The sequence below is a fragment of the Hoylesella timonensis S9-PR14 genome (genome assembly GCF_000762405.1).
Lineage (GTDB): Bacteria > Bacteroidota > Bacteroidia > Bacteroidales > Bacteroidaceae > Prevotella > Prevotella timonensis_A.
On record NZ_JRPQ01000049.1, the window covers coordinates 20,714 to 31,626 of the forward strand.

The following is a 10,913-nucleotide window of genomic DNA, read 5'->3' on the forward strand; positions in this document are numbered from 1 at the left end:
TGCCGCCACTTGCTTGGGAAGTGATACAAGTTCAAAAATATACTTGTTTATTTGCAGCATGATTCAAGAAACTAACGGTTTGAAGATATGAGGAAAGGAATATTCAAATACCCGGACAACCGCTTCGGCGGACACTTGCCGAAACGGATACCCGAACCGTCGGAAACCCGGTTGTCCGACAATTCGGTGACGCATGGATTCAATGACTTCATGACGCAGTGTCGTCATTCATCACTTGTCCGCCGCACCGCTTCACCGCAGAACCGGATACGCGGTGACCCGCCCGTGTGCCTGTTCACGGAAACGGATAATGCGGTAATTCAATTCGCATGTAAACAGAAAACAAAATCATCAACAATTAAACTGAATAGAACCATGAGTAAGGAAATCTTCGTTGCATTCGCAACACAGAAAGGTGGCATCGGCAAATCCACCGTCACGGCACTCGCCGCCAGCTACCTGCACAACGTGAAAGGCTACAATGTCGCCGTCGTGGACTGCGACGACCCGCAGCACAGCATCCACGGCCTGCGCGAACATGAGACGGCACTCATCGGCAGGAGCATCTACTTCAAGGCTCTCGCGTGCGACCATTTCCGCAAGATAAAGAAGAACGCCTATCCGGTCATCAAGAGCAACGCGGTGAACGCCCTCGACGATGCGGAAAGGATGATCGCCGCCGAGGTCGTGAAGCCCGACGTGGTTTTCTTCGACATGCCGGGGACACTCCGGAGCAACGGCGTGATAAAGACGCTCTCGCAGATGGACTACATCTTCACGCCCCTGAGTGCCGACCGCTTTGTCGTGGAAAGTACCCTGAAATTCGTCACGATGTTCCGCGACAGGCTGATGACAACCGGGCAAGCGAAAACAAAGGGGCTGCATCTGTTCTGGACGATGGTGGACGGCAGGGAGAGGAACGACCTGTACGGCATCTACGAGGAAGTGATAGCCGAAATGGGCTTCCCGGTGCTTTCCACCCGCCTGCCCGACAGCAAGAAGTTCCGCCGCGACCTTTCGGAAGAGCGCAAGAGCGTTTTCCGCTCCACCATCTTCCCGATGGACACGGCACTGCTGAAAGGGAGCGGCATCCGTGAGTTTTCCGAAGAGATAAGCGACATCATCAGACCGCAGTGAGCATGGGCAGCAGGAAAGTAAACACGGAAGGCATCGACGAGGAACTGCTGTTGGCATCTATCGGGCGGCGCACACAGGACGGGACACTACGCCCGGCGCAGGAAGACCCCGCAGCCGTACCGACCGGAGAGGACACCGCCGCACCGGAGCCGCCACCGGCTCAACCCGTGACACGGGAGAGAGCGCAGAGGGAAGGCGGCCGCCGGAAAAGGCAGGACGAGGACTATAACGAGCTGTTCCTGCGCCGCAACGAGATAAAGACCCGCCAGTGTGTCTATATCAGCCGCGACGTACACGGCAAGATCCTCAAAATCGTGAACGACATCGCCGGAGGGGAAATCTCTGTGGGCGGCTATGTGGATACCGTGCTGCGCCAGCATCTGGAACAGCACAAGGAGAGAATCAACGAACTGTACAAGAAACAACGTGAAGATCTGATTTGAAAATGGAAAAAGAAATGACACCGAATGAAAAAAGACCGCAGCAGGACTGCGGAGGCATGCTTGCCCAAGTGCAGGCGAGCGTGGAAATACTGTCGCCCGTCCCGGTGAGCGGCAAATGCTGCGAGAAGGACTATGAACGTCTATTCATCCGCGACCCGGAAGTAAAGGCGCGGGAGGGCAAGATGGCGTATGTGCGTCCGGAGTACCACGAGCGTATCATGCGCATCACCCGTGTAATCGGGCATGATAGGCTTACACTGTCCGCCTACATCGACCATGTGCTGACGCACCACTTCAACCAGTGCGAGGACGCTATAAAGAGCCTTTACGCCCGGAATTACAATTCAGTATTCTAACTAAAACCGGAAGTATATGAATGAAACAATCAGCATGACAGACATTCTGCTGGCGGTATCGGTCGGCTGCAACCTATGGTTCCTGTTCCTGCTCCTTTACGAGCGCATCATGGACATGCGGCTTGTCCGCTTCTTCAAGGGCATCGCCGGATTATGGCGGTCGTTGGACAGGAATGGGCCAAAGAGCGTAGCGGCACATGAGGAAGTTTCCACGGCAAAGGGGGACATCATCGGCAAGAGCCGTTTCAAAATGGCATCCACCCGGACAATCGCTGCCATACCGGCGCAAGAAGCCGCCACTTTGGAAAAAGGCATTGAGCTGTCGGAGGAAGAGGCTACTTTTGACGACGGAAACACGGAAACCGCGTCCCGCCCGGCGCAAGTCCCGGAGGAAAAGCTCGATGAGACCTTCACGAGCATGCCGCCGGAGGAACTGGGATACGGGGAGGACGAACCGGATGAAGACGCTTCGGACACGCCACGGGCTTCGGGCAGCAGCTTTGACGAGATTGACGACGCCTGCAAGACCGCCATGAACCCGGACGCGACACAGGCGGAACGTGAAAAGGCGGCGAAGGTGTTCACCGACATGGAAGGCACGGAGCTGTACGAGAAAATGATGGAAGGCTCTTCGGAGATAGGCATCCGCATCAAGGGGCTTATCGAGATCCGGCTGAAGAAACCCGAAAAGGAGTTCATCGTGCCGGACAACATCGAGGATTTCGACATCCGAAACTATGTATGACAACTGAAAAAGGAATGGACATGAAATAGTGACATCAACCCACGCGGCAAGGAAACGCAAGGCGTATCCCGTCCGCAACGGACACGCCCACGTCTGTGGAAACAAACGGGCATCCACTAAAACCAAAGTAAAGTAACAGAGTAACAACCGCCCGACAAAGGACTATCCACCCTTTCGACGGCAAAAAACAAGGACAATTCATGAACAAGAACATCTTGAAAAACAGAAAAGCAATCCTATCCGCGGCACTTTTCATCGCCGCAACCGCCTCCGCTTTCGCGCAAGGAAACGGCATCGCGGGCATCAACGAAGCCACCTCTATGGTGAGTTCGTATTTCGACCCCGGAACTAAACTGATATACGCCATCGGCGCGGTCGTCGGGCTTATCGGGGGCGTGAAAGTGTACGGAAAATTCTCATCGGGTGACCCCGACACCTCAAAAACAGCAGCAAGCTGGTTCGGCGCGTGTATCTTCCTGATTGTAGCCGCCACCATCCTGCGCTCATTCTTCCTTTAATGTAATAATGTATGGCTGAATACCCGGTAAACAAGGGTATCGGCCGTCCGGTAGAGTTCAAGGGCTTGAAGGCACAGTACCTCTTCATTTTCTGCGGAGGTCTGCTGGCTCTCTTCGTCCTGTTCGTCATCCTCTACATGGTCGGTATCGACCAGTGGATATGTATCGGCTTCGGCGCGGCATCGTCCTCCCTCCTTGTGTGGCAGACCTTCGCGCTGAACGCCCGGTACGGCGAACACGGGCTGATGAAATTGGGAGCGTCACGGAGCCATCCCCGATACCTTATCAACCGGCGGCGGATAACCCGTCTGTTCAAACGACAACGAAAGGAAGAAACGACATGAGGAATACATCAAAAATGACAACACTGGAAAACAAGTTTCCCCTGCTTGCGGTGGAGCATGGCTGCATCATCTCAAAGGACGCCGACATCACGGTGGCTTTCGAGGTGGAGCTGCCGGAGCTTTACACCGTGACGGGCGCGGAGTACGAGGCGATACACGGCTGCTGGTGCAAGGCAATCAAGGTGCTGCCGGACTACTCCGTCGTTCACAAGCAGGACTGGTTTATCAAGGAACGCTACAAGCCGGAGCTTCAGAAGGACGACATGAGTTTCCTCTCACGGAGCTTCGAGCGTCACTTCAACGAGCGTCCGTACCTGAAACACACCTGCTACCTCTACCTGACCAAGACGACGAAGGAGCGTAGCCGGATGCAGAGCAACTTCAGCACGCTGTGCCGAGGGCACATCATCCCGAAAGAGCTGGACAGGGAAACCACGACCAAGTTCATGGAAGCCTGCGAACAGTTCGAGCGTATCATGAACGACAGCGGGCTTGTCAGGTTGCGCCGCCTCTCCACCGACGAGATTGTGGGGACGGAGGGTAAGGCGGGGCTGGTAGAACGCTACTTCTCGCTCATGCCGGAAGGTGACATCACCTTGCAGGACATCGAACTTTCGGCAAGGGAGATGCGCATCGGCGACAACCGCCTGTGTCTGCACACCCTCTCCGACGCGGAAGACCTGCCGGGCAAGGTGGCTACCGACACCCGTTACGAGAAGCTCTCCACCGACCGGAGCGACTGCCGCCTCTCCTTCGCCTCCCCGGTGGGGCTGCTGCTCTCCTGCAACCATATCTACAACCAGTATGTGCTGATAAATAACAGCGAGGAAGCCTTGCAGAAGTTCGAGAAGTCCGCCCGTAACATGCAGTCGCTCTCACGCTATTCAAGGAGCAACAGCATCAACCGCGAGTGGATAGACCAATACCTGAACGAAGCCCGGTCCTACGGGCTGACCTCGGTACGGGCGCACTTCAACGTCATGGCGTGGAGCGACGACGCGGAGGAACTGAAGCACATAAGGAACGACGTGGGCAGCCAGCTGGCAAGCATGGAGTGCGTGCCGCGCCACAACACCATCGACTGCCCTACACTCTACTGGGCGGCGATACCCGGCAATGCGGCGGACTTCCCGGCGGAAGAGAGTTTCCACACTTTCATCGAACAGGCGGTGTGCCTGTTCACGGAGGAAACCAACTACCGCAGCTCGCTCTCGCCCTTCGGCATCAAGATGGTGGACAGGCTCACAGGGAAACCGCTGCACCTCGACATCAGCGACCTTCCGATGAAGCGGGGTATCACGACCAACCGCAACAAGTTCGTGCTGGGTCCTTCGGGCAGCGGCAAGTCGTTCTTCATGAACCACCTCGTGCGCCAATATTATGAGCAAGGCGCACATGTGGTATTGGTGGACACGGGAAACTCCTATCAGGGCTTGTGCGGCATGATCCGGCGCAAGACAGGCGGAGTGGACGGCGTGTATTTCACCTACACGGAAGAGAAGCCCATATCATTCAACCCGTTCTACACCGATGATTACATCTTCGATGTGGAGAAGAAGGACAGCATCAAGACCCTGCTTCTTACGCTCTGGAAATCGGAGGACGACAAGGTGACGAAGACGGAGAGCGGCGAACTGGGCAGTGCCGTGAGTGCCTACATCGAGCGTATCCAATCCGACCGTAGCATCGTGCCGTCGTTCAACACTTTCTACGAGTATATGCGCGACGACTACCGCACGGAACTGGCGCAGCGCGACATCAAGGTGGAGAAGTCCGACTTCAACATCGACAACATGCTCACCACCATGCGGCAGTATTACCGGGGCGGACGTTACGACTTCCTGCTCAACTCCACGGAGAACATCGATCTGCTCGGCAAGCGGTTCATCGTCTTCGAGATTGACAGTATAAAAGAGAACCGCGAACTGTTCCCCGTCGTGACTATCATCATCATGGAAGCCTTCATCAACAAGATGCGGCGGCTGAAAGGGGTGCGGAAACAGCTTATCGTGGAGGAGGCTTGGAAGGCCCTCTCTTCGGCAAACATGGCTGAATACCTACGTTATATGTACAAGACGGTCAGAAAATATTACGGCGAGGCAATCGTGGTGACGCAGGAGGTGGACGACATCATCAGTTCTCCGGTGGTCAAGGAGAGCATCATCAACAACTCCGACTGCAAGATACTTCTCGACCAGCGCAAGTATATGAACAAGTTCGACCAGATACAGGCGTTGCTCGGACTGACGGAAAAGGAGAAGTCGCAGATACTCTCCATCAACATGGCGAACAACCCTTCACGGCTCTACAAGGAGGTGTGGATAGGCTTGGGTGGCACACAATCGGCGGTCTATGCCACCGAGGTCAGTGCAGAAGAGTATCTGGCGTACACTACCGAAGAAACGGAAAAAGTGGAGGTTTACCGTCTGGCGGAGAAGCTGGGCGGTGACATCGAAGCCGCCATCCGGCAGCTTGCCGAAAGGCGGAGGAACAAGGAATAACTAAAACAGAATGTATCAACAAAAAAAGGAAAACGCATATGAATTTACCAAAAGTGAAAATGCTGCAAGTCAGCAAGTGTCTGATCGGATTGGCGGTCATGATGCTGCAATCCTGCGACGTGGCCGACAACCGCCGTGATATGCTGTGCGGGAACTGGGAGAGCGTGGAGGGGAAGCCCGACGTGCTTATCTACAAGGAGGGCGAAGCCTACAAGGTGACGGTGTTCCGCCGGAGCGGTCTGCGCCGCAAGCTGAAACCGGAAACCTATCTCTTGCAGGAGAAAACCGGCAACCTGTTCATGAACACCGGCTTCCGCATCGACGTGTCCTATAACGAGGCCACGGACGTGCTGACCTTCTCGCCGGGCGGCGACTATGTGCGGGTGAAACCGCAGCCGGGACACCCGACAGAAGAATAACAACCACTAAAATCCAAAGTAACATGAGAACAAGAATAACAATGATTATCTGCCTGTGCCTGCTTTTCGCAGGCAGGGCAAGCGCACAGTGGGTCGTAAGCGATCCGGGCAATCTGGCGCAGGGTATCATCAATGCCTCCAAAAACATCATCCATACCTCCAAGACTGCCACGAACATGGTGAGCAACTTTCAGGAAACGGTGAAAATCTATCAGCAGGGCAAAAAGTATTACGATGCTCTCAAATCGGTGAACAATCTCGTCAAGGACGCCCGCAAGGTGCAGCAGACCATCCTGATGGTAGGCGACATCACCGACATTTATGTAAACAGTTTCCAAAGGATGCTCCGTGATGGAAATTTCAGACCAGAAGAGCTGTCGGCAATCGCTTTCGGTTACACGAAACTGCTGGAAGAGAGCAACGAAGTATTGACGGAACTGAAGAATGTGGTGAACATCACCACGCTCTCCATGACCGACAAGGAGCGCATGGACGTGGTGGAACGCTGCCACTCGAAGATGAAGCGTTACCGCAACCTCGTAAGTTACTACACGAACAAGAACATCTCCGTGAGCTACCTGCGTGCGAAAAAGAAGAACGACCTCGACCGCATCATGGGGCTGTACGGAAACATGAACGAAAGATACTGGTAGCCTATGAATTTCGACAACCTTCACCAGATTCTACGTTCGCTTTACGAGCAGATGATGCCGTTGTGCGGAGACATGGCGGGTGTGGCGAAAGGCATCGCCGGACTGGGTGCGCTGTTCTACGTCGCCTACCGGGTATGGCAGTCGCTGGCGAGAGCCGAACCGATAGACGTATTCCCGATGCTCCGTCCTTTTGCCATCGGTCTGTGCATCATGTTCTTCCCGACTGTGGTGCTGGGCACGATAAACAGCATCCTCTCACCCGTCGTACAGGGCACGGCAAAGATGCTGGAGGCGGAAACGCTGGACATGAACACCTACCGCCAGCAGAAGGACAAATTGGAATACGAGGCGATGATGCGCAACCCCGAAACCGCCTACCTCGTGTCCAACGAGGAGTTTGACAAGCAGCTGGAGGAACTCGGCTGGTCGCCCTCCGACATGGTGACGATGGCGGGGATGTATATCGACCGGGGAATGTACAACATGAAGAAAAACATCCGCGACTTCTTCCGCGAGATACTGGAATTGCTGTTCCAAGCCGCCGCCCTCGTGATAGACACCGTCCGAACCTTCTTCCTCGTGGTGCTGGCGATACTCGGTCCGATAGCCTTCGCCATATCGGTGTGGGACGGTTTCCAAAGCACGCTCACGCAGTGGATATGCCGCTACATACAGGTATATCTGTGGCTGCCGGTGTCGGACATGTTCAGCACCATACTGGCGAAGATACAGGTGCTGATGCTGCAAAGCGACATCGAGCGGATGCAGGCAGACCCGAACTTCTCGCTGGATTCGAGCGACGGGGTGTACATCGTGTTCCTCTGCATCGGCATCATCGGCTACTTCACCATTCCCACCGTTGCCGGCTGGATTATCCAAGCCGGAGGCATGGGCGGTTACGGTCGCAACGTGAACCAGATGGCGGGACGTGCCGGAGGAATGGCGGGCAGTGTTGCCGGAGCTGCGACAGGCAATATGATGGGACGTGCCGGCAAATTGCTGAAATAACAATCATGTAGAATCATTGAAACAGAATTAAGAATGGAATTTAAGTCACTCAGAAACATCGAATCATCGTTCAGGCAGCTACGCCTGTTCGGTATCGTCTTCCTCTCGCTGTGCGCTGTGGTGACGGTGTGGAGCGTGTGGAACTCCTACCGTTTCGCAGAGAAGCAACGGGAGAAAATCTATGTGCTGGACAACGGCAAGTCGCTGATGCTGGCTCTCTCTCAGGATTTATCGCAGAACCGCCCGGCGGAAGCACGGGAGCATGTGCGCCGCTTCCACGAGCTTTTCTTCACGCTGTCACCTGAAAAAAGCGCGATTGAACACAACGTAAAACGTGCCCTGCTGCTGGCGGACAAGAGCGTGTACCACTATTATTCGGACTTCGCGGAGAAGGGGTACTACAACCGCATCATCGCCGGGAACATCAACCAAGTGCTGAAAGTGGACAGCGTGGTGTGCGACTTCAACGCCTATCCCTACCGTGCCGTGACCTACGCCACGCAGAAAATCATCCGGCAAAGCAACGTCACCGAGCGCAGCCTCGTGACCACCTGCCGCCTGCTGAACGCATCGCGGTCGGACGACAACCCAAACGGTTTCACCATTGAGGGGTTCACCATCATCGAGAACAAGGATTTACAGACAATCAAACGGTAACAGGACATGAAAAGTATCAGAAAATCAATGTGGGGCATGTATTGGAAACTCCACGACAAACGGAAACGGCTGGTGGCAAGGCTCAAAGGGTATCTGGACGGTTTGCCGCCGGAAACACGCCGCCGCATCGTGCTGGGGATGCTCGCCGCCTTCGCGATGCTTGCCCTCTACACCTTCGGCAGAGCCGTCTATGACATCGGCAGAAACGACGGCTCACGTATGGATACGGGACATGCCGGACGGGTGGAACTACCGACCCCGGTGGAAACTGACAATCACTTAACACCTTATTTATATGGAACAGACGAAGAATGAATCAACGAAAGAGAACAAAGCCGCTCCCGACGCGGGAAAGCCGAAAAAGGAGCGCGAACCGCTGACAGAGGCGCAGCGGCTGAAACGGCAGAAGATGATAGTCCTGCCTGCTATGGTGCTGGTCTTCATCGGGGCGATGTGGTTGATATTCGCCCCTTCCTCCGGCAAGGAACAACCGCCGGGAACGGACGGCTACAACACCGAGATGCCAGACGCGGACAAGGCGAACCGGCAGATTATCGGCGACAAGCTGAAAGCCTACGAGCATGGGGAGATGGAAGAGCGGCTGGAGAGCCGCAACCGTGCCATCGGGCAGCTGGGCGACATGTTCGACCGCGAGATAGCGGGAACGGAGGACGGTACGGACTTCGACCTCGCCAATCCGGGCGGCAAGGAAGAAAGGGCAAAGCCTGCCACGCCGCAAACCATCCAATCCTCCGCAGCCGCCTACCGTGACCTGAACGCCACCCTCGGCAACTTTTACGAACAGCCGAAGAATGACAATGCGGAGATGGATGTGCTATTGGAGCGCATCGCCTCGTTGGAATCGGAACTGGAAAGTGAAAAAGGCAGGACTTCATCTATAGACGAACAGGTGGCACTTATGGAGAAGTCCTATGAGCTGGCGGCAAAGTACATGGGCGGTCAGAACGGTGGGAAGCCGGAACAGGCGGCAGAGCCTGCCACCGTGCAGAAGGGAAAGAAGAACACGGCGACACCCGTAAGGCAAGTGACCCGCCAAGTCGTTTCCTCCCTTGCACAGCCCATGAGCAACGCGGAGTTTGTCGCCACTTTCTCACAGGAACGCAACCGGGGTTTCAACACGGCTGTCGGCACGGCGGAGGTATCGGACAGGAACACCATCCCGGCGTGTGTGCATGAGGCGCAGAGCGTGACGGACGGGCAGACGGTAAGGCTTCGCCTGCTGGAGCCTATGGCGGTGGCGGGCAGGACAATCCCACGGGGTGCGGTGGTGGTCGGCACGGGCAAGATACAGGGTGAACGACTCGACATCGGGATCACCTCGCTGGAATACGACGGCACGATTATCCCCGTGGAGCTTGCGGTCTATGACACGGACGGACAGCCCGGCATCTTCATCCCGAACTCGATGGAGATGAACGCCGTCCGAGAGGTCGCCGCCAACATGGGAGGTTCGTTGGGTAGCAGCATCAATATCTCCACCAATGCCGGGGCGCAGCTCGCCTCCGACTTGGGCAAGGGGCTGATACAAGGAACGAGCCAGTACATCGCGGGGAAGCTGCGCACCGTCAAGGTGCATCTGAAAGCCGGGTACAGGGTCATGCTTTACCAAGAAAAAGATTGAAATCAATAAAAAAATTACCACTAAAATCCAAAAGTAATGAGAAAAGTAATCATCATGTTTGCCCTCGCTATGGGCATCGCAACTGCCAACGCGCAGGAGAATGTAACCGTTGAAACGACCAACGGAAGTGAACAGCCGACCTTGACGAAGGAGGTCTATCCGCAGAAGGAGGCGGACGGAGACCTGTATCACGGTCTGTCGCGCAAGCTGACCTTCGACCGCATGATACCGCCGCACGGTCTGGAAGTGACCTACGACAAGACCGTCCACGTCATTTTTCCGGCGGAGGTGCGCTATGTCGATTTAGGCTCGCCCGACCTGATTGCCGGGAAAGCCGACGGAGCGGAGAACGTCATCCGCGTGAAGGCTACCGTAAGGAATTTTCCCAACGAAACGAATATGTCCGTCATCACGGAGGACGGCAGTTTCTACACCTTCAGTGCGCCCATAATAGGGGCTTGATAATAATCACTTTGGCAAGTGATTAGGT

13 protein-coding genes and 1 pseudogene are annotated in these 10,913 nt (G+C 55.3%); all 14 read left to right on the forward strand.

Annotation, left to right across the window (positions count from 1 at the left end; translation table 11 throughout):
• Nucleotides 1–87 precede the first annotated feature (87 nt).
• Entirely contained in the window at nucleotides 88–1,137 is a 1,050-nt protein-coding gene (locus HMPREF9304_RS01975; protein ID WP_081040383.1) for a ParA family protein, read from the forward strand.
• A 2-nt stretch (nucleotides 1,138–1,139) separates the two neighbouring features.
• Complete coding sequence (locus HMPREF9304_RS01980; RefSeq protein ID WP_004371718.1) at nucleotides 1,140–1,580, forward strand: DUF3408 domain-containing protein; 441 nt, start codon at nucleotides 1,140–1,142, stop codon at nucleotides 1,578–1,580.
• 2 nt (nucleotides 1,581–1,582) lie between these two features.
• Nucleotides 1,583–1,936, forward strand: coding sequence for a DUF3408 domain-containing protein (locus HMPREF9304_RS01985; protein ID WP_004371719.1), 354 nt, complete (start codon nucleotides 1,583–1,585; stop codon nucleotides 1,934–1,936).
• Nucleotides 1,937–1,952: 16 nt separating this feature from the next.
• Entirely contained in the window at nucleotides 1,953–2,681 is a 729-nt protein-coding gene (locus tag HMPREF9304_RS01990; protein WP_004371720.1) for a hypothetical protein, read from the forward strand.
• A 200-nt stretch (nucleotides 2,682–2,881) separates the two neighbouring features.
• Entirely contained in the window at nucleotides 2,882–3,199 is a 318-nt protein-coding gene (locus tag HMPREF9304_RS13935) for a DUF4134 domain-containing protein (protein WP_004371721.1), read from the forward strand.
• Between the two features lie 11 nt (nucleotides 3,200–3,210).
• Nucleotides 3,211–3,543, forward strand: a complete 333-nt coding sequence (locus tag HMPREF9304_RS02000; protein WP_004371722.1) for a DUF4133 domain-containing protein — start codon at nucleotides 3,211–3,213, stop codon at nucleotides 3,541–3,543.
• A complete protein-coding gene (locus HMPREF9304_RS02005) occupies nucleotides 3,540–6,044 on the forward strand; it encodes a TraG family conjugative transposon ATPase (protein WP_004371723.1) in 2,505 nt (834 codons plus the stop codon). Before HMPREF9304_RS02000 ends, HMPREF9304_RS02005 begins: the two co-directional genes overlap by 4 nt.
• 38 nt (nucleotides 6,045–6,082) lie before the next feature.
• On the forward strand, nucleotides 6,083–6,463 hold the full coding sequence (locus HMPREF9304_RS02010; protein WP_004371724.1) for a DUF3876 domain-containing protein: 381 nt from the start codon (nucleotides 6,083–6,085) through the stop codon (nucleotides 6,461–6,463).
• 23 nt (nucleotides 6,464–6,486) lie between these two features.
• On the forward strand, nucleotides 6,487–7,116 hold the full coding sequence (locus HMPREF9304_RS02015; RefSeq protein WP_025072698.1) for a DUF4141 domain-containing protein: 630 nt from the start codon (nucleotides 6,487–6,489) through the stop codon (nucleotides 7,114–7,116).
• 3 nt (nucleotides 7,117–7,119) lie between these two features.
• On the forward strand, nucleotides 7,120–8,124 hold the full coding sequence (gene traJ / locus HMPREF9304_RS02020; RefSeq protein ID WP_004371726.1) for a conjugative transposon protein TraJ: 1,005 nt from the start codon (nucleotides 7,120–7,122) through the stop codon (nucleotides 8,122–8,124).
• Between the two features lie 33 nt (nucleotides 8,125–8,157).
• Nucleotides 8,158–8,781: a conjugative transposon protein TraK gene (traK, locus tag HMPREF9304_RS02025; RefSeq protein WP_004371727.1), complete on the forward strand. Its 624-nt coding sequence runs from the start codon at nucleotides 8,158–8,160 to the stop codon at nucleotides 8,779–8,781.
• Between the two features lie 27 nt (nucleotides 8,782–8,808).
• The gene (locus HMPREF9304_RS02030; protein WP_174362025.1) at nucleotides 8,809–9,096 is read left to right on the forward strand and encodes a TraL conjugative transposon family protein; all 288 of its coding nucleotides are present in this window, start codon (nucleotides 8,809–8,811) and stop codon (nucleotides 9,094–9,096) included.
• Nucleotides 9,077–10,423, forward strand: coding sequence for a conjugative transposon protein TraM (gene traM, locus HMPREF9304_RS02035; protein ID WP_036926139.1), 1,347 nt, complete (start codon nucleotides 9,077–9,079; stop codon nucleotides 10,421–10,423). Before HMPREF9304_RS02030 ends, traM begins: the two co-directional genes overlap by 20 nt.
• A gap of 36 nt (nucleotides 10,424–10,459) precedes the next feature.
• Nucleotides 10,460–10,864, forward strand: a pseudogene (locus HMPREF9304_RS02040) (DUF8473 domain-containing protein); the annotation flags it as partial.
• Between the last annotated feature and the right edge of the window lie 49 nt (nucleotides 10,865–10,913).